Below are 1,165 nucleotides of genomic sequence, written 5' to 3'. Positions count from 1 at the left end.
TCCGTCGTCGGCAGCGTCAGATGTGTATAAGAGACAGGTGCAACACACCGAGCACCTGCCAACTCGTGCGAGGTGTTCCTGGCGTGGGTTGGCAGCTGCTCGGTGTGTTGCGGGTGATCCACAGGGGGTGGCGGCGGGCCGTGCCGTCCACAGGCGGTTGCTCGGACGATGCGCCGTCCGTGTCGCAGCGCGACGATCGCTCGATGGACCCTCGACTCCAGGCCCTGGCGGGTGAACAGCACGGCGTCTTCACCGCCGCCGAGGCGGGTGCGAGAGGCGTCGACGCCATCGCCTTGCGTGACGCCGTACGCCACGGACACGTCGTCCGCGTCCGGCGCGGGGCCTACGTGAGCAGAGACCTGCTGCACGCGGCCGACCGCGTCGGGCGCTACCGGCTGGCCGCGATGGCGGTCGCCCGCACCCGGCCCGGCGAGGCCCTGAGCCACCACGCGGCCCTGGCCGTGCACCGCCTTCCGCTGTGGTCCGCGGACCTGAGCCGCATCGACCTCGTCGGCGCGGGGCGCCAAGTGGTCAGGCGTCGGGACGTGACCGTGTGGCCCCGGCGCGGCGTGGCCACCCCGACATTCCTGGGTGTTCCGGTGGTCTCCGCCGCGAGGGCCGTCGTCGGCACGGCGCTGACCATGGGCGCCGAGTGCGCGGTGGTGGCGGGCGACGCCGCCCTGCGGGCCGGCACGGTGACGATGCCGGAGCTGCTCGACGAGGTGGCGAGGGTCTCCCCGCACGAGGGCCGGCGTCGGGCTCTCGACGCGGTGCTGCGCATGGACGCCGGAGCCGAGTCGGTCGGCGAGTCGCGTACCCGGATGATCCTGCAGGACCTCGGCCTGTCACACGAGAGCCAGGTCGTCATCACGGACGCCGACAGGTTCGTCGCGCGGGTCGACTTCGTCGTCGAGGGCGTCGTGCTGGAGTTCGACGGAGAGGTCAAGTACGGCCGGGTCCGTGACCGGTCCGACGAACAGCCGGACGACCCCGCGGAGGTCCTCTGGCTGGAGAAGCGCCGGGAGGACCGGGTGCGCCGGCTCGGGTACCCCTTCGAGCGCGTCATCTGGTCCGAGCTCGACCGCCCCGGGCTGCTGGGTGCGAGGATCCGAGCCGCCCGCCCGGCTCCTGTCTCTTATACACATCTGACGCTGCCGACGACGGA

At 72.3% G+C, this 1,165-nt stretch carries 1 protein-coding gene; it reads left to right on the top strand.

The window, feature by feature from the left end; translation table 11 throughout:
• Positions 1-203: 203 nt before the first annotated feature.
• Positions 204-1,165, top strand: a 962-nt coding sequence (locus ACR9ZK_RS21560) for a type IV toxin-antitoxin system AbiEi family antitoxin domain-containing protein (protein ID WP_481344009.1), incomplete at its 3' end; no start/stop codon positions are given.

It is taken from the genome of Monashia sp. HAY1-5C (assembly GCF_056755255.1).
Note: the sequence above shows the minus strand (reverse complement) of the source record. Positions and strands in the feature narration are given on the sequence as shown.